Below are 17,501 nucleotides of genomic sequence, written 5' to 3'. Positions count from 1 at the left end.
AGAATCCATCATGAGCATTTCAGTGAAAAAGAAAACGATAATGGATGAAGATGCAATGCGCCGCGCCCTTGTGCGGATTTCCCACGAAATTGTGGAACGCAACAAAGGTGTGGAGCACGTAGCCCTTGTAGGCATTACGACCCGCGGTGTACCGCTTGCCAGACGCGTTGCAAAGACCATTGAGGAAATCGAGGGCGTCAAGGTTCCTGTTGGCTCCCTGGATATTACGATGTACCGGGATGACCTGTCTACCTTGGGGTATAATCCTGTCATGGGAGAAACAGATATCCATTTTGACCTTAACGGTCGGACCGTTGTTCTCATTGACGATGTTCTTTTTACTGGCCGGACCATTCGCTGCGCTCTTGATGCACTCATCGATATGGGGCGCCCTAAAGCCATCCAACTGGCGGTTATGGTCGATCGGGGACATAAGGAACTGCCAATCAGGGCGGACTATGTTGGAAAGAATGTCCCGACGAGCACCCATGAAACGGTGAACGTCACAATCAAGGAAATCGACGGTACAGATGAAGTCGCTTTGGCAGATGTCAAATCAAATTAAGAAGGATGGACCTACGTGCGATTAAAGTCATTTGAAGCCCATGGCTTCAAGTCCTTTGCCGATAAGGTCAATGTCAATTTCGAAAATGGGATCACGGCCATTGTTGGGCCAAATGGCAGCGGCAAGAGCAATATTTCCGATGCCATCCGCTGGGTCATGGGTGAACAGAGCATCAAGTACCTGCGCGGGACCAAGATGGAAGATGTCATCTTTGCCGGCAGCAGTGCCCGCCGGCCCTTGGGCATGGCCGATGTGACCCTTGTTTTTGACAATCGTGATCATGATCTTCCGGTGGACTTTGATGAAGTCAGTATCCGCCGCCGCGTATACCGCAGCGGTGAAAGTGAATATGCCATCAACGGCAAGAACTGTCGGTTAAAGGATATTGTAAATCTCCTTGCCGATACGGGGTTGGGGCGCGGGTCGCTTTCCATCATCGGCCAGAACAAGATTGATGAGATCCTAAACAGCCGTCCCGAAGACCGGCGTACCATTTTTGAGGAAACGGCAGGCATTGCCAAATATCGTCTCCGTAAAAAAGAGGCCCTGCGAAAGCTCGATGATACGGCAGGAAACCTCCTGCGGATCCACGATATCCAGACGGAAATTTCCAGCCAGCTGAAGCCCCTTGAAAAGGCAGCGGAAAAGGTTCGTACCTATAAGGAACTGGATGCTCGCTATGAATTGGTGCGTGTAACGCAGCTTGTGCGCAGGCTGGACCACCTGGAAAAGGAAAAGGGCGATATTGAAGCGCGTCTTGAAGGGTGGGGGAAAGAGGAAAGACGCCTTGACGAAGAGGCGGCTAAGCTCCAATCTGAAATCGATGCCAAAAATAAGGAGCTCCAGGCTCATGAGGCTTCTTTTGGCGCCTATCAGGTAGGTGTGCGCAAAAAACAGGAAGCGCGCAGCCAGTGCGTCAGTGAAGCGAGCGTTTATCGTGAGCGGATGCGTCAAGGAAAGATCCAAATCGAGCAGATGCAGGGCGTCGTGGCGCGTCTTGAAAAGGACATCGAAGCAAATCAGGAAAACCTGGCCCTCCTCACGGGCACCTATGATGAGGAAGAGGCAAAGTATCAGGCAGTGAAGGCGTCCCTTTCCCGTACGGAAAAGGAAAAGGATGAACTGACGCGCCTTGTGGCAGCAAGTGAAAAGCGTAGGGAAGATGCCCAAAACGAAAATTTTGAACGTATGCGGGAACTTGTAACGCTGCGCAATGACCTTAACGCCGCCCATCAGGAAGAAGAACAGCTCCATCGCCGCCTGGCCCAGATGAAGGAAAAAATGGACCTTGCTGAAGATGAGGTAAAAAGTGCGGCAGAACGCCTGGCAAACGGCAGTACAGCCCTTACAGACGCAAAAAACCAGCAGGAGCGTGTCAAGGAAAAGGGCACGGCTGCCAAAGCCCGTCTTGATGAGCTTGCGGCTCGTTTGGAAGAAGCCAAAAAGGCCGTGGCCGCTAAGGAAAGGCAGCTGAGTGAAAAGAAAGCCCGCATCCAGGTCATCCAAAATATGGAACGGGACCATGATGGCTTCAGCCGCGGGGTCAAGACCATCCTTCAGTCAAAAGCAGGCTGGCGCAGCGGAATCTGCGGCGTTGTGGGCGAGCTGCTCCATGTCGAAGGCCGCTATGTAACGGCCATTGAAACGGCGCTTGGCGGGGCTCTGCAGAACATCATTACCCGTGATGCCCAAACGGCCAAGGAGGCCATCCGTCACCTTAAGAGCCAAAAAGGAGGGCGGGCGACTTTTCTGCCCCTTGATACCATCCGGCCCCGCAGCCTTTCCCCTAAGGAAAAAGAAGCCCTCAAGGCACCTGGTATCATCGGCCTTGCCTCAAGTCTCGTTTCGGTCGATGCGGACCTTATGCCGGCCGTGGATTTTCTTCTGGGACAGGTTCTTGTGGCTGAAACCCTGGATCAGGCCCTAGATGCGGCTAAACGGGCCGATATGCGCGTTCGCGTCGTAACCCTTGAAGGGGACGTCATCTATTCCGGTGGGTCCCTTGCAGGCGGTGAAAAAGAAAATCGCAGGAGTTTCCTTTCCCGCCATCAGGAAATTGAAACGCACCAAAAGGAACGGGCCCAATTGGAAAAAGAGTTGGCAGGACTTAACCAAGCCCTCCAGGAAGTCCTTCATCAGGAACAGGATGCAGTCATTGACCGCAATCAGTGTGCCGATACCTACCAGAAACTGGCTGTTTCCATGGCAACCCTGTCCGCCCAAGTGGAACAGGCCCAAAAGGAATTGGGTGAAAAGAATGAAAGTCTTCTCCTTCTTTCCGATGAAAAAACGGAGGCAGCGAAGGCCTATCTTGCCATAACTGAAAAAATCAAGAGCCTTGAACCCCAGGTAAAGACCCTTGAGGAGGCAGATTCACAGAAGCGGGAAGAAGCCCGCAGCCAGGAAGAAACCCTCCAAAAGGACAAGCTTCGCCTTGAGACGTTGAACCAAAAATATCAGGATGTCATCGTTTCCTATAACACCCTCAAAACGCAGATCACGTCCCTTGAAAGCCGCATGGCAGAAATCGACGAGCGCAGTGCCAAAGCCGAAAAGGATCGCCTGAACGAAGTGGCTGAAATCGAAAAGACCGAAGCCATGCTGAAAAAATCAGAAGGGACCATTGCGTCCCTTGAGGAAAAAATCAAGGCCTTTGACAAGAGTCTTGAAGGGACGGATGAAAAGACCCAGGCCTTTATAAAGACGCGAAAGGGCTATGAAGAGGGCCGTGACATCCTTCTTGAAAATGCCCGCAAGCTTCAGGAACGCCTGGAAGGCCTCAAGGAAAAGCGTCATCAAGTCGAGATGGACAGCGTAAGAAAAACCTCTGAAATGGAAAGCACGGCAGGAATCTTAGCTGATAATTTCAAGCTGTCCGTGGAGGAAGCCCGGGAAAAAGCCCTGACTGATATCGGGGAAGGAGCCCTCAAGAAAGAAGAAATTCTCCTTGCTCAAAAGATTGAGGACCTGGGGCCTGTGAACCTTGCGGCTGAAGAGGATTACCAAGCGGCAAAGGAACGGTATGAATTCCTCACCAAACAGTACGATGATATGGTGACTGCGAAAAAGCAGCTTGAACTTGTCATCAGTGGAATCAATTCAGATATGACCAAACGATTCCGAGAAGCCTTTGACAAAATCAACGAGTATTTTGGCAAGTGCTATGAGAAGCTCTTCGGCGGTGGGAAGGCACGTCTTGTCATCCAAAATGAAGAAAACCTTCTCGAAACGGGCATCGACATTGAAGCCCAGCCGCCAGGGAAAAAGATGCGGAACCTATCCCTTTTTTCTGGCGGGGAGCGGGCCCTTACCGTCATTGCCTTGCTTTTTGCTCTTCTTTCCTATCATCCGGCGCCTTTTGTCATCCTTGATGAAATCGACGCGCCTCTTGACGAAACCAATATCGATCGTTTTGCTGAGTTCCTTCGGGACTATGGAAAACGGACCCAATTTATCATCATCACCCATCGTAAAGGCACGATGGAAGCTGCGGACACGCTGCACGGCGTCACCATGAGTGAATCCGGCGTCTCCCGTGTCCTATCCGTTAAACTATCGGAGGTGGCCGCTTCATGAGTTTTGTTGAAGAGTTACGTCAGGGCCTTGAAAAGACCCGCAAGAATTTTACAGAGCGCATGGAAGACCTGGTCGGGATCAGTGTTGATCTGGACGAGGACTTCATGGATGAGCTCGAAATGATCCTCGTTGCAGGCGACGTAGGCATCAAGACGACGGAAAAGATCATGCAGGCCCTGAGAAAAGCGGCAGCAACGCGGGAAATCAAGTCGCCCGCTGAAGCCCTGCCTTTTATCAAACAGTACATCGCTGACATGCTCACCGTCAAAGGTCCGCGCATGAATTTCAAGGGCCATCCCACCATCGTCCTTGTTGTAGGAGTAAATGGCGTGGGAAAGACAACGACCATTGGAAAGCTTGCCAACTATTATCGCCTCATGGGCTATAAAGTCATGTGTGCGGCTGCTGACACGTTCCGTGCCGGTGCAGTGGAGCAGCTTAAGATTTGGGGCGAAAAGGCGCAGGTCCCTGTCATCAGCCATGGGGACATCGGGGCAGACCCGGCTGCCGTCGTCTATGATGGGGTAAAAGCAGCCATGGCCCGCCATATAGATGTCCTTTTTGTCGATACGGCAGGCCGTCTCCATAACAAGACGAACCTCATGAAAGAACTTGACAAGATGTACCGCGTCATCCGCAAGGAAGTGCCCGATGGACCCCATGAAACGCTCCTTGTCCTAGATGCAACGACTGGGCAGAACGCCATCACCCAGGCCAAGATTTTCTTGGAGACCGCTCATGTTACGGGGGTTGTCCTGACAAAACTCGACGGTACGGCCAAAGGCGGTGTCGTTGTTGCCATCAAGGAAGAACTGGGCCTTGACGTCAAATGGATTGGTATCGGAGAAGGTATGATGGACTTCCGGCCCTTTGATCCGAAAGTCTTTGTGGATGCACTTTTTGATCGGTGATGAGGACCGTGAGCCGAGCCAGCACAAGAAACCGGATTTGATGCAGGATGTGAGCCCATTGCTTTAGACAAGTACTTGTTAAAGCAATGGGCTCTTGACCTTATTATCCAATGGAAGGCTTCGCTTTAGGGAATAACGGACGCTTGTCTATTTTCGCTTCTTCCTTTCTTTCTGCTTGCTTGATGTAGGTAAGCGGCAAAACTGGAAACGGCAAGCTGGACTTCCTGCTGCATCGAAGCGGCCGCGTTCACTCTGATTGCGGCAAGTGGCTTCAGTCTCTTTTCTGATGCCCCAAAAATGCAATCTTGACAAACCAAACTGTAGTAGATAAAATTACAGTAATCAAAGAAATCATTCTCCATCGGTCCTTATGGATCTCTTGTCATAAAGGAGTGTTTAATATGGCATTTAAAATGATTACTGGTGAAACTTTTGAAAACGAAGTGGTAAAGAGCAAGAAACCTGTAGTCGTAGGATTTTCTGCTCCTTGGTGCAAATACTGTGCAAAATTGAAACCCGCTCTGGGTGAGCTTGCCATGGAAATCGATGATAAAGTCGATTTTGCAGGTGTCAACATCGATGATGACGAAGCCCTGGCCCGTCAGTTCCACATTGAAGTCATTCCGAGCCTGATGCTCGTCAGCAAGGGGACCTATAGTGAACTCCTCGTCAACCCGCCGACGAAAGAAGCTGTCGCTGACTGGCTGAAGGAAAAAGGAGTTCTCTAAGGTATTTCCGTTCTGGTTAAAAAAGCGGCCCAAGCGGCTGCCTGAGGGGATGGAGTGTCCATTTCCTTTTTGTATAAAAGGAGTCATGTGAGTGAAAAGTGATTTCATTGTGGCTGTTCATGCCTTGGTTTATCTGACCCATTTGGGCACTTTGGTCTCCAGTGATGAACTGGCACGCAATATCTGTACGAATCCCGTCAGGGTCCGTAAGATCATGGGAAAATTAAAGAAATTGGGCCTTGTTGAAACCAAGGAAGGTCATGTCGGCGGTTATGCTGCTGTATCGGGCACTGAAAAGGCGACGCTTCTTACCATTGCGGATGGTCTCGGCATTTCCTTTGTCGATACCAAATGGCGGAGCGGGACGGAAGATATGGACTGCTTCATATCAAGCGGGATGTCCCTTGTCTTTGACCGGCTTTATGAAGAGATGAACCGCGCCTGTCGGGAAGAATTGAAGCACATCACCCTCGAATCCATTGCCCAAGAAGTTGTTGAACGTCAGCGAGCCCGTATGGAAAAATGCCATGGCGAGCGCTGTCATGATTGCCCTGCGTGGGATCGATATGAACGAAACCGTTCCAGATCCTGATCCAAGGCAATCGAATTGAATCCGTCAAAACGCCCCTATGAACGATATGGAATCGTTTGTGGGGGCTTTTGCTTTTTGGAAAAAGCTGGCAGATCCCAAGAGATTCAAAAGGAAAAATCCATGCTCAGGAATTTTGCCCTTTTGTTTCAACCACGTTGGTTAAAGAGTTCACCCTCTTTTCACTCCCTCATGGTATAATAAGGCCATCAAATGTAATGAGGTGAATCAAAGTGAAAAAATTCTTAGCATCTGCCGCACTTCTTCTCTGTGTTTTCAGTACTGGCCTTCCCACGGTTCATGCCGAGCAGCCTCTTGATACGGTTGCCGTGACGGGAACGGCCCGCAAAATGGTGGCACCCGATATGGCAACGGTCACGTTTTCCTATGAAACTACGGGAGATACGGTTGAAGCCGTCCGCGCCAGCGGCGCTCAAATGTCAACAAAGGTCCTAGCCAAACTTACGGCCCTGGGGATTTCCAGTGCTGATAGGGCAACGACGCGCTACACCGTTGCACCGACTTATACCTATGAAAAAAATGGACGCCAGAAACTGACGGGCTATCGCCTCTATTCCTCTTGGTCTGCCAAGGTCAAGAATCTTAATGACTTGGGAACCGTTGTTGACGGTGTGCTTTCAACTGGTGTGAACCGGGTGGAATCCCTTTCCTATGGTCTCCAGAATGAGTCCGTCTATCGCCGTCAGCTCATGACGGAAGCGGTCACAAATGCCCGCCAGAGTGCCCAGACCATTGCCAATGCGGGTGGACGGGGACTTGGCGTCCTGCGTCAGGCCAGTGTCAGTGAATCGAACTTTACCCTCGGCGCTTCTCCCCGTCTTCTCATGATGGCAAAAACTGCAAGCGACAGCACCGCACCGGAAACGAACATTGCGCCCCAACCTTATGAAGTGAGCGTTACGGTCAATACGGTCTTTGCCATGACCTTGGAGTAACCCATGTCTGATGCCAGGCTTACATCTTTGGGAGAAGGGAAGGGACCTATCGTCCTCCAAGGCGCCATGGAAATGGAAGTGGCTCCTTTCATCAAGCGCCTCAAAGGGGCTGAACTTGAAGTGTATGGGGATTTTTTCTTTTGGCGAGGAACCTTTGGCACGCGTCCCCTGATCATTTCGCAGACCGGCATCGGCACGGCCGCGGCTGGTGCAGCAACGGCTCTTGCCTGCGCTCTTTATCAGCCCTCCCTTATCGTGAACCAAGGTACGGCCGGCGGTTACGGCGACCTTGCTGTAGGTGACGTGGTGCTGGCAAGTGCCCTTTATAATGCCAACGCCCGCTATCTGGGGCGTGATGGCCTGCGTTTCATGGAGCTTGGCAGCCTTGAACACGAGTCCGTGGCTGCCATGGACTTCCCCGATGTGCCGCCGCTTCTTGAGACGGATGAAAGGCTCCGATATATACTGGAGGCTTTTCTCAAAAAAAGCGGCGCTTCCTACCGCACGGGCATCATCGCCTCAAGTGATCAATGGAACGAGGCGTCTGAACAGATCAGGCGCATACGGGAAAAAACGGGGGCCCTCTGCGAGGAAATGGAAGCCGCTGCAGTTTGGATGACTGCTAAACGTTTCCGTGTTCCCTGCGCGTTTGTCCGCATCATCTCCAATAATAACGAACGGGGCCTATCCTTTGACCCCTCCGTTTGTGAGGCGTTATATCGCTTATTGAAGAATTTTCTCATGTAATCAATGGTTACCTAATCGACAGCCTTTTCCCTTCGAATCGGGAGAGGCTGTTTTTATTATGTGGGCTGGGCGGCCCCTATGAGGTAAAATGCATCCTACAGGCCTATTTCGACCTTGAAAGAGGCACGGTTCCAACTACGATGAGAAATGGAGCCAGGATGTGGGACTGCGCTGGAGTTTCTGTCCCCTTCGCCTATATTTGCTGTGGCTAGGAAATCATCCTTTTAGGAACTAAAAATCGCAATTTATGTAACAATTGTTACATAAATTAAAAAAAGTCATCTTGTTTACAAAGAAATCTTATTTTCAATAGGGAAAAATAATCATTATCTGATAAAATAATGCTAAATATAGGAATGAATGGGAAGAATAGAAAGATAGATCAAATAATTTATAACGAATCAAACTTGCCATGTCTTCTTATGGAATCGTTCTTTGGGATGTCCGGAAGAGGAGCAGGCATTTTTTCTGGTTTTTTGGTAAAAAAGGCTTTTTCCTGTAGAAACAGATATGAGTTGGAAAGGTGGTGCGCAAAACCCCATTTTCATTCGGTCCCCTTTTTCCTTGGGGGACATGGGCACAGTATGACAACAGATGGCATGACGCCCTATGGCATTGATTTGAGGACATATTTTTTCTCACTTTGGCAGAAACATTCAAGGAGGAATGATGATGTATTTATCCCATAAGAAAAAAGTACTTTTATCGGCGGCTGTCCTCTTCGCGTTAGCGTCGGGAGAAGCTTTTGCAAGTTCCTATCATGGCGGAACATCGGACGTGACTTCGTCCAATGAAACACTGGACGAACTTTATGCAACAAATAAGGCTAAGGTCACCGTGACAGGGAGCGGTACGATTACTTTTACCCCATCAGGAACCGCCGATGGTGAGGGAGCCATCGACGCCAGCGGAGGATCTGTCGTGACGATTGGGTCAAGCTCTTTACCTTATGACAGGTTGACGGCAAATGGGGAAATCCTTGCCGAGGACAAGAGTACGGTGAATCTTTATGCAAAAGAAATCACCATCAATAAGGGGGACGATTATGCAGCGGTAACAGCAGCCAACGGAGCGACCATTACCATAGGGACTGCAAATACAACTTCCCTTACGACAACGGGAGAAGTGCTGTCAACGGATGGAGATAACGGTGCGGCGTCTTCCGTTACCCTAACTGCAGGCGATGTGACCTTGAACTATAGCCCAAATCCTTCTGCTGATTCGGGAAGCGGGGGAGATGAGGATCACACGCTCTATGCGGACGGTGGCAGCAGCCTTGCTGTAAATGCATCGGGTACGGTTACCATAAAAGGCCCGATTGGAGCTGTTGATTCCGGCAGCAGCATCACTGTCGATGGTTCCACGATTTCCCTGACCCATAATACAGTTGGAGAAGATGGCGTCACTTATAATTATGACCTCGAAACGCGGGGGATTCATGTGGAAGAGGGAGCTTCCGTTCGAATCGGCAGCGATAGTACAACGTCCCTTGCAATCGATGTGGAAAATAGCAGCGATGATTCGTCCATTGTTGTTAGTGGGGGTGCCTCCAAGCTGGAGCTTTATGGAAAGACCATTTCCGTCACGGCAGAAGACGGTATTCATAATGGTAAATTAACAGGAGAAACCTTTGATACTGAATATGAAGGCGGCAGCTTAGTGATTGGTTCGGCAGTACGGATTCCTTAATCGTAAACGGCCCAATCCAGACTGTAGGCAGTGACGCTAGCACGAAGCTTTTGGGATCTTCCATCGCTGTACAATCTCGCATCGGTACCTATAGGGGTGGGGCCTTGACGATTGGTTCTAAAAGCACAGAATCTGTCTATGTGGATACTCTTTTTGATTCTGTCAATACAAAGACAACGATACTCGGCAATGACATCACGATTGGCAATAGAAGCTACTATTTAGACGGAATGTTGTACAGTAGTCCATCTATTGATATATACGATGGAAGTATTGTCACGATTGGTGACGATACTACAGCAACTGTTACCATTGGGGGTGATGTTGGGGCTGATATTGATGTGCAGGATGCTGACCTCACCCTAAAGGGAAATGAGATTGTCATTGGACTAAATGATGATCAGCATTTTGCGATTTATCACGATTATGGCGGAACCGTTACCATTGGCGATGAGAATACCGAATCAGTCGTCATAAATACTGCGCTGCTTATGCAGACAACACGAAACCACCAAAAAAGCAACTTGACGACTGTCACGGGAGATACGGTGACGTTCAGTGGAATTGTGAGCACATATGGGATAGGATCTTCCCTCGTAGTAGATGGAACAACAATTTTGTTGACGAGAGATACGCCTATTCTAGAAGTGTCTCCGTATCCAATTTCAGCACTCTATGGAAGTGCCATTGCCCTAGGAAGCAGCAGGACCGAGTCCCTTACCCTTGCTGGTACGGTTGCTTCTGTTTCATTAGTGGATGGGACCGATACAGAAGTATCCCTTGATGGCTCGGCGATTACCTTGCAGAACGGCGCTGTTGCTACGGGAAATGGGGCTGCACTTACGATTGGCAGCGCCGGGGTGACAAAGACCCTTACAGGTGACCTTACGGCCACGGATAAAGGCGTTGTTACGGCGACGCTCTCCGGAACTTATACGGGAGATGCTGTGGCTAGTGATGCTGGTACGCTAAGCCTTAGGGCAGGAGCTGCTGAGGGCAACCTGACTTCCACAGGTTCCGGCAGCACCCTTACGGCAACGGTTTCAGGTGCTGCCGTGGGAGATGCTTCGGCTGCGGAAAGCGGCAATTTGACCTTAACTACAGGCTCCCTTACGGGTGACCTTACGACTTCCGATAGCGGTACTCTTGCGGCAACTGTCAGCCATACCTTTACAGGTAAGACGACAGACGATGCCGATACGATGACACTTACCCTTAGCAGCGGTGCTACGTGGAACCTGACAGATTCTTCTACCGTCAGTACCCTGAACGCGGAGGGGGGGCTATTAGCCTCATGGACGGCACGCTGGGTGAGACGCTGACGGCAGGTTCCTTTGCTGGTGACGGCGCAACGCTCTATCTTGACGCTGATGGGTCGACCAATACGGGCAACGACCATCTCTATGTCACGGGAAGCCATACGGGAACGACGGCCCTGCATCTTCGCAGCACGTCCAATACCTGGGAAGGGGCTCTGGGCACCGTATTGGCCAGCGTAGGGGATGAAGAAGGCGCCTTTGTGAGCGACGCAGAGACGGAAGCGGCTCTCCACTACTACGACCTGAAGCTGGACAGTAAGACAGATAACGTAACCGATGGCTACAGCACCGATTGGTACCTCAAAGGCTTTACGAAGGCTCCGACAAATGACGAAGGGCACCACACGACGGTGGTCCGGAACCTTGGCGGCATTACGGGAGGCAACTACCTTCTTTGGAGAAGCGACATGGATACGCTCTTCCGCCGCATGGGCGAAGCGGATGGGTCCCTTACGGACAATACGGATAACGGGATCTGGGCTCGGGGCAAGGGCAAGAAATTCAGCCGCGAGAGCGATTTTCTTGTTGACTCCAAGTATAATGAGTACGAAGTGGGCTACGACTGGCTCCATAAGAAGACGGACACGAAGGAGCACGTCATCGGTGTGGGCTTTGCCTACCTTGATGGCGATGCAACCTACGTGTCGGGGAAAGGGGACCTCAAGGGCTATACCCTAGGCCTTTACGATACGCAAGTCTGGAAAAACGGGCAGTACCTTGACCTCAGCCTCAAAGGGTCACGGTATGAAAATGAATTTGGTTATACCGGTCTTGGCCGATTCATTGACGGTCAGTCGAACAGTACGGGCTTTTCCTTCGGGGCCGAATATGGCTACAAGAAAAAGGACGAAAAGGGCTGGTTTGTGGAGCCGCAGGCCCAGGTTGTCCTGGGACACTTCCGGAATGATGCCTTCACCGATTCGAACGGGGTGCACGTGGAAGGCGAAAGCCTGAACACCGCCCTGGGACGGATTGGAGCCCGGGCTGGGTATGAAAGTCCGCGTTTTGCGGTCTATGCAAAAGCCAACTGGTACCATGACTTTGGCGGCAACCATGTGACGGTCATGTCCGTGGATACGGACCGGCTGCGCGTCCATGAAGATTATGGCGATACCTGGTTCTCCTATGGATTGGGCGGCGCCTATAAGATCAATGACGGTCTGCAGGCCTATTTCGACCTTGAACGGGGCGATGGTTCCAGCTACGATGAGAACTGGAGCTGGGATGTGGGACTGCGCTGGAGCTTTTGATCAAGAAATCACCCTGCCTCTTTGGCAGGGTGATTTTTTTTGCGTTTTGAGCATGAAAGACTGAGCTCAAAAGGTATGGCGCGGCATCTTGACCCTGCCTAAAAAGCGTGACATACTGTATTTGCTAACAGTGCGTCAGGATTGATTCCAAAGGAGTGCGATAGCCATGGAATTCTTGAATCTCATAAAAGAGCGATATTCCTGCAAAAAGTTTGATGGCCGTCCCATCGATGAGAGTGTCCTTACAGCCATCCTTGAGGCGGGGCGCCTAGCCCCAACGGCAAAAAATGCCCAGGCTCAGCGCGTTTACGTCCTTACTTCCCCCAAGGCCCTTGCGGCCCTTGACAGCATAACGCCTTGCCGTTATGGGGCTCCTGTTGTCCTTGCCGTAGCCTATGATCGGAACAGTGTCTTCCATTATCCGGGAGATACCCGCGATTCCGGGGCCGAAGATGCCTCGATTGTGGGCGTCCATATGATGCTTGCGGCAAAAAATGTGGGAGTCGACAGCTGCTGGGTCAATTTCTTTGATCCAGAAAAACTCAAAAAGGCCTTGACCCTTCCGGAAAACGAAGACCTTGTGCTCCTTCTTGATTTAGGCTATAGAGGGGAAGGCGGCGGACCTCTTTTGAATCATACATCAAGAAAACCTCTTGTAGAAACTGTTAGGGTTTTGTGAGAAGGAAGGTGCTTTCCATGAAAAAAATCCTCGTTGCCTATTTCAGTGCAACTGGAACGACACGAAAGGCTGCCAAAGCCCTTGCTGAGGCTGCTGACGCGGATCTTTACGAAATCCGCCCCAAAGTGCCCTACACGGCCAAGGACCTTGACTGGATGGATCCTCGTTCACGGTCATCTTTGGAAAAAAAGGCCGGGGCGCCTTTACCGGAACTTTTGGACCACAATGCTGCGCCCGCGTCCTATGATGTCATTTTTTTGGGTTTCCCGATTTGGTGGTATGAAGCTCCAAAAATCATCACGAGTTTCCTCAAGGCGTACGATTTCAGCGATAAGAAAATCATCCTATTTGCCACAAGCGGCGGCAGTGGTTTTGGAAAGACGTTGGAAAAGTTGAAGCCTGCCGCAGGGCCGCATGCAGACCTTATGGAAGGACGGATCCTTAATGGCCGTGTCGGTGAGGGCACACTGAAAAAGCTTCTGGCAGCTTCTGTATAAGAAAGGACGGATCATCATGAACCGAATCATGAAACTAGCAGGCATCCTCTTAATGGGCTTTATTCTGGCCTACATGGGCGGCTGTGCTTCAGCCGGCGGCGAAGAAAAGGCGGCCTCCAAGAAGGCAGGCGCAGAGCAGGCAGCTTCACCCAAAGGGCGTCCGGACGTTCTTGTTGCCTATTTTTCCCAGACGGGAAATACGCGGACCGTGGCCCAAAAAATTGCGGCCCTAACGGGCGGCACCCTTTACGAAATTACGCCGGAAATTCCCTACAGCAAAGATGACCTTGACTACAATGTCAAGGACAGTCGGGCCAATCGGGAACAAAACGATGCCTCCGCCAGACCTAAACTGCGGGGAACGCCTGAGCATTTCCAAGATGTGAAAGTCATTTTCCTAGGGTATCCAATTTGGTGGGGGATTGAGCCGCGCAGCATCGATACTTTCAGTGAAAGTCTCGACTTTACAGGAAAGACCATCATTCCCTTCTGCACAAGCGGTTCCAGTGGTATCGAAAAAAGTGAGGAAAACCTTGCCTCCCTGATTCCTGGTGCCAAATGGAAGAAAGGCAGACGATTTGAAAAGACGGTAAGTGAAGAAGACCTTAAAAAATGGATCAAGGAACTGGATCTGTCCCTTCATTGAGAAAAAAGGGGCCCTATGATTGCCTTGGACTGGCTATCATCTAAAAAGCAGGCATCCCATGGGCCCTTTTGCTTACTTTTACTCCATGAATGATTGATGCGTCTAACAAATATCAATGAAAAGGAATCAGAACATGAAGAAATTAGGCCTTATTGGGGGAACAGGTCCTGAATCAACCCTTATCTATTACAAAATCCGCACGCTTATCGATATGATTCTTGCCTGATATGGGGCATCTTGAACCATACTGGAAGATGCCCGCTGCAGCATCATTTCATGGGATTCATGCCGGTGGTAACAGACGGTCGTTGGAAAAGTGTGAAACGGGTGCGCGGTATATCCTGATGAAGTGGAAGCCATATCGTTCCGTGGACCTTGATGGGTAATAGTCCCAGCAAGGTCTTTTTGTATTTTTTGAAAACCACGCCATAGTGGCGTGGTTCCGGAAAGCTTATAGCTATAAAAAACCTCCTAATGAAGTACAATGCAGTCGACCTGTCAGTCAAGCAAAGTAAAAGATTAGGAGGTGCACTGCCATGCCAAGTGGGCAGAGTCATGTCGTTCATAGTTTAACACACACAAAGTGGAATTGTAAGTATCATATTGTGTTTGCACCAAAGTATCGTGGAAAAGTTTTCTATGAGGAAAAAAGGTTAGCAATAAGAGACATCTAGCGACAGCTTTGTGAATGGAAGGGCGTAGAAATTTTTGAAGGTGAAATTTGCCCTGATCATCTACATCTGTTGGTAAGTATCCCGCCCAAAATTAGCGTTTCGTCTTTTGTAGGCTATCTGAAAGGCAAAAGTAGTTTGTTGATTTTCCAGAAGTTTGGAAATATGAAATTTGCCTACCGATCTCACCTCGATTCGAGAACACGGGCGGCAGGCGAAGTCGCCCTTGCCGTCCCACGTGAGGTCCGCCGCAGGCTTCAGCAGTGTGTCCGCCCAAGCGAGCAGGTCCGACGCAGGCAGCCGCCACTCGCTCACGTTCTGACGACGCGGCTGGTAGATGGTGAGCCTGACCTCGTCGATGTCGTAGAGATCGCCGAACTGGTCCAGGGCACCTAAGCCGTAGCATTTGAGCTGCGGGTTGTCTTCGGCGGACACCTCGATCCCGGATCCATACTTCAAGTCGATGATGTGCAGCGTCCCGTCCGCGATGATGAGCGCATCGGCCGTGCCGAAGCCCTGCCGCACCCAGCGGGAGAAGTCCACGCGCTGCTCGACCATCACGGCCGGATCAGGGCAGGACTGTTTGGCAGCCCCCACATGTTCGAGCACGTACGGTCCGCGCTCGACGCGGAGAGAATCGCATGGGAACTAGCGGCCATCGTCGAGTCCCTCCACATCCCTGAGCAGCGCCTCATAATGCTTCGGATCGACTGCTGAAAGCCTGTCCGCGCCATACTTCCGGAGCAACTCGCGGATCTGGTCCGTGTGACCGATGCGCGCCTTGTCGGCAAGCACCGCGCGCACGTCCTCGAGCCTCAGCTCCTTTCGGCGCTAAGGCCGAGGCGGAGACCGCTCAAATGACTGCCGGTGAAATTGGTCATAGTCGGTCACCTCAATGCGGATGGCTCCGCCTCATGTCGGTGACCAGCCGTTCGTCTAGCTGGCACGCTGTTAACTTTGCTAGTCCGTCATCCGGTTACGAACGCACCTCGCGGCCGCGAAGAAGGCGAGCCGGATTCGGGAGAACGGTTTCAGGTCATGTTCGGGACTTCGAAAGCTGAGAGAAAATTAAGCGATAAAGCAATTATCAGTTAATATGCGTAGTAATATTCCCGATAATGTGTTAGACTGATACTTGACTATGGATGCACTTGACTGCCCTCGCTTTCTGTATTCAGCTTAAAAAGCGAGAGCTTGAAAGTCTTTGCCTTCGTTTTGCCACTGGTTTGCCAGTGTTTTTCCGGGAGCATCAAAGGAGGAGCGGACCGATGAGCGAACTGAACATCTTGTCCTACATCCGGGCCATGCAGCCGGGATTCAAGGACAACAAGCAGGAAGCGGCCGCGCGGTTCCTGCTCAGCGCCATCAATGATCAGGACTAGGTAGCTCAAAACGGGTATCGGACGAATAGCCTGGACTCAAAGAAAATCAGCCGCCTTGTCAACCAGAAAGACCCTGTGCCGGACAACCTCATGCAGGCGTCGATGAGGCAGGAGGTCGTTGACGGGACGCTCCGAACTCAGGGAGCAGCTGATCGGCCTCAGACGGCAGAGAGCGGCCGTGCAGACCCAGCTGAACGACGTTCGCAGGGACATGACGGGACAGAAACGCAGCTTCAAAAGGACGTTCAGCGACCTTGAACGATTCTTCCCCAACGAGGAATTCCGCACCCTCGAGGAGATCGAAGGCTTCCACCACAAGCTGTCAAGGATACTGGATTCCGAATTCAAGGAAACGGAAGGCGACCTCGCCACCACCTACATGCTGCTGGGCGACGAGATCGCCCGGATCAAGAACCAGATCACCGAGATCAAGAACGTCCCGAACGTCTCGCAGGCAATCCTGAAAGAGTTCGCCCAACTCTCCACGGAACTCAACAACTTCCGCGAAGCGAACCATAACTACGACGAGCTCGAACGGCTGAAGGCCATGGCGGCGGACTACGCGAAAACGAGGGATACGGTCACCCAAGAGCAGCTGCTCACCATCGAGAGCGCGATCAACCAGAACATGCGGGAGATAAGCCTCGACATACTGAGGGACGCCACGCATCTGCCACCCATCCTGAGGCTCGAGAAGCTGAACAAGTACACCTTCAACACCCCGAACGACGGAGGAACCGGCGCACAGTACCGTGGCCTCATCAACTTCGATCTCGCCAACATGCTGGCCGCCCCGATCCCGTTCGTCGTCCACGACTCCATCCTTCTCAAAAACATAGACAAACCCGTCTTCTCCGAGATCGTCCGCGTCTACGAGAAGCAGAAGGAACACGGCAAGCAGGTGTTCCTGGTCTACGATACGCTCGCATCCTATGATGCCGGAGCGCAGCGGATACTAGAGAAAAACGCCGTATTGAGACTTTCGCCCGCTGGCAACGAGCTGTTCGGCTGGGCATGGAACAAGGAGGAAAAGAATGACGCAGACGAAACAAGCTAAGAAGGAACTACATTCCGAGTTCTCCTACAACCGGCTCTGGAAGCTGCTGATCGATCGCAACATCAAGAAAAAGGACCTACAGGAAATGAGTGACGTCAGCGCCGCATCCATCGCGAAGATGGGACGCTGCGAAAACGTCACGACCGACGTCCTGCTGAGAATCTGCGAGGCACTCGACTGCGGCCCCGAGGACATCATGGAACGAAAGGACAAGACAACGGAGGAATAAGCCCGCTTCA

At 51.3% G+C, this 17,501-nt stretch carries 17 protein-coding genes and 1 pseudogene; 16 read left to right on the top strand and 2 right to left on the bottom strand.

The genetic code is table 11. The features are described 5' to 3' along the window. Positions 1-10: 10 nt before the first annotated feature. The 14 genes and pseudogenes from pyrR to tnpA form a co-directional block, all read left to right on the top strand. Positions 11-565: a bifunctional pyr operon transcriptional regulator/uracil phosphoribosyltransferase PyrR gene (gene pyrR, locus H503_RS0103270; RefSeq protein ID WP_009015578.1), complete on the top strand. Its 555-nt coding sequence runs from the start codon at positions 11-13 to the stop codon at positions 563-565. A 15-nt stretch (positions 566-580) separates the two neighbouring features. Next, the gene (gene smc / locus H503_RS0103265) at positions 581-4,141 is read left to right on the top strand and encodes a chromosome segregation protein SMC (protein ID WP_026385430.1); all 3,561 of its coding nucleotides are present in this window, start codon (positions 581-583) and stop codon (positions 4,139-4,141) included. Beyond that, a complete protein-coding gene (gene ftsY, locus H503_RS0103260) occupies positions 4,138-5,052 on the top strand; it encodes a signal recognition particle-docking protein FtsY (protein ID WP_009015576.1) in 915 nt (304 codons plus the stop codon). Before smc ends, ftsY begins: the two co-directional genes overlap by 4 nt. A gap of 401 nt (positions 5,053-5,453) precedes the next feature. Next, the gene (locus tag H503_RS0103250) at positions 5,454-5,780 is read left to right on the top strand and encodes a thioredoxin family protein (protein WP_009015575.1); all 327 of its coding nucleotides are present in this window, start codon (positions 5,454-5,456) and stop codon (positions 5,778-5,780) included. Between the two features lie 91 nt (positions 5,781-5,871). Then, positions 5,872-6,372, top strand: coding sequence for an RrF2 family transcriptional regulator (locus H503_RS0103245; protein WP_021736450.1), 501 nt, complete (start codon positions 5,872-5,874; stop codon positions 6,370-6,372). 230 nt (positions 6,373-6,602) lie between these two features. Beyond that, positions 6,603-7,325 (top strand): SIMPL domain-containing protein, encoded by a 723-nt coding sequence (locus tag H503_RS0103240; RefSeq protein ID WP_009015573.1) that lies wholly within the window; start codon positions 6,603-6,605, stop codon positions 7,323-7,325. A 3-nt stretch (positions 7,326-7,328) separates the two neighbouring features. Beyond that, the gene (locus tag H503_RS0103235; protein ID WP_009015572.1) at positions 7,329-8,072 is read left to right on the top strand and encodes a 5'-methylthioadenosine/S-adenosylhomocysteine nucleosidase family protein; all 744 of its coding nucleotides are present in this window, start codon (positions 7,329-7,331) and stop codon (positions 8,070-8,072) included. 666 nt (positions 8,073-8,738) lie between these two features. Then, positions 8,739-9,761 carry a hypothetical protein gene (locus H503_RS12695; RefSeq protein WP_248604831.1) on the top strand — a complete coding sequence of 341 codons (1,023 nt, stop codon included), beginning with the start codon at positions 8,739-8,741 and terminating at the stop codon, positions 9,759-9,761. A 104-nt stretch (positions 9,762-9,865) separates the two neighbouring features. Further along, positions 9,866-11,083 carry a hypothetical protein gene (locus H503_RS12690; protein WP_248604830.1) on the top strand — a complete coding sequence of 406 codons (1,218 nt, stop codon included), beginning with the start codon at positions 9,866-9,868 and terminating at the stop codon, positions 11,081-11,083. Further along, positions 11,056-12,330 carry an autotransporter family protein gene (locus H503_RS0103225; RefSeq protein WP_026385428.1) on the top strand — a complete coding sequence of 425 codons (1,275 nt, stop codon included), beginning with the start codon at positions 11,056-11,058 and terminating at the stop codon, positions 12,328-12,330. Before H503_RS12690 ends, H503_RS0103225 begins: the two co-directional genes overlap by 28 nt. A 166-nt stretch (positions 12,331-12,496) precedes the next feature. Further along, complete coding sequence (locus tag H503_RS0103220; protein WP_009015528.1) at positions 12,497-13,009, top strand: nitroreductase family protein; 513 nt, start codon at positions 12,497-12,499, stop codon at positions 13,007-13,009. Positions 13,010-13,026: 17 nt separating this feature from the next. After that, positions 13,027-13,506, top strand: coding sequence for a flavodoxin (locus H503_RS0103215; RefSeq protein WP_016459678.1), 480 nt, complete (start codon positions 13,027-13,029; stop codon positions 13,504-13,506). A 16-nt stretch (positions 13,507-13,522) separates the two neighbouring features. Continuing rightward, positions 13,523-14,152, top strand: a complete 630-nt coding sequence (locus H503_RS0103210; protein WP_009015526.1) for a flavodoxin — start codon at positions 13,523-13,525, stop codon at positions 14,150-14,152. Between the two features lie 536 nt (positions 14,153-14,688). Beyond that, positions 14,689-15,003: pseudogene (gene tnpA, locus H503_RS12370) on the top strand (IS200/IS605 family transposase); the annotation flags it as partial. On the opposite strand, the gene H503_RS12685 reads toward tnpA, so the two are convergent. After that, positions 14,887-15,432, bottom strand: a complete 546-nt coding sequence (locus H503_RS12685; protein WP_009015524.1) for a DUF2800 domain-containing protein — start codon at positions 15,430-15,432, stop codon at positions 14,887-14,889. The pseudogene tnpA and the gene H503_RS12685 sit on opposite strands and share 117 nt — an antisense overlap. 39 nt (positions 15,433-15,471) lie before the next feature. Next, on the bottom strand, positions 15,472-15,618 hold the full coding sequence (locus H503_RS12410) for a hypothetical protein (protein ID WP_014128260.1): 147 nt from the start codon (positions 15,616-15,618) through the stop codon (positions 15,472-15,474). A gap of 705 nt (positions 15,619-16,323) precedes the next feature. Here H503_RS12410 and H503_RS0103180 point away from each other — a divergent pair. Both H503_RS0103180 and H503_RS0103175 read left to right on the top strand, forming a co-directional pair. Then, positions 16,324-17,262 carry a DUF2326 domain-containing protein gene (locus H503_RS0103180; protein WP_016459673.1) on the top strand — a complete coding sequence of 313 codons (939 nt, stop codon included), beginning with the start codon at positions 16,324-16,326 and terminating at the stop codon, positions 17,260-17,262. Continuing rightward, positions 17,240-17,491 (top strand): helix-turn-helix domain-containing protein, encoded by a 252-nt coding sequence (locus H503_RS0103175; protein ID WP_009015521.1) that lies wholly within the window; start codon positions 17,240-17,242, stop codon positions 17,489-17,491. Before H503_RS0103180 ends, H503_RS0103175 begins: the two co-directional genes overlap by 23 nt. Positions 17,492-17,501: the final 10 nt, after the last annotated feature.

The organism is Acidaminococcus intestini DSM 21505 (assembly GCF_000425045.1).
GTDB classification, from domain to species: domain Bacteria; phylum Bacillota; class Negativicutes; order Acidaminococcales; family Acidaminococcaceae; genus Acidaminococcus; species Acidaminococcus intestini.
This window is presented reverse-complemented; position numbering and strand designations above follow the sequence as displayed.